This is a genomic window from Paraburkholderia sp. SIMBA_054 (assembly GCF_046534875.1).
In the GTDB taxonomy this organism is placed as follows: Bacteria; Pseudomonadota; Gammaproteobacteria; order Burkholderiales; family Burkholderiaceae; genus Paraburkholderia; species Paraburkholderia hospita.
The window spans coordinates 1-260 of sequence record NZ_JAWRXV010001060.1; the positions used below are offsets into that span (position 1 = coordinate 1).

The window sequence follows — 260 nt, forward strand, 5'->3', positions numbered from 1 at the left end:
CCACAATCTCGGGATCAAGCGCCGAAGTGGCCTCGTCGAACAGCATCACCTTTGGTTGCATGGCAAGCGCGCGCGCAATGGCCACGCGCTGCTTCTGACCACCCGACAAGCGCGACGGGTAGACATCGATCTTGTCGGCAAGCCCCACCTTCGACAGTAGTTCCAGCGCCAGCGTGCGTGCCGCGTCCTTGCCCACGCCCTTGAGCTTGATCGGGCCGAGCGTAATGTTTTCCAGTACTGTCAGATGCGGGAACAGATTG

The 260-nt window shown here is 60.8% G+C and carries 1 protein-coding gene; it reads right to left on the reverse strand.

Annotated features, from left to right (window positions below; all coding sequences use genetic code 11):
• Positions 1 to 260: ATP-binding cassette domain-containing protein (locus tag SB822_RS58410; protein WP_410859286.1), on the reverse strand; the 260-nt coding region annotated here is incomplete at both ends.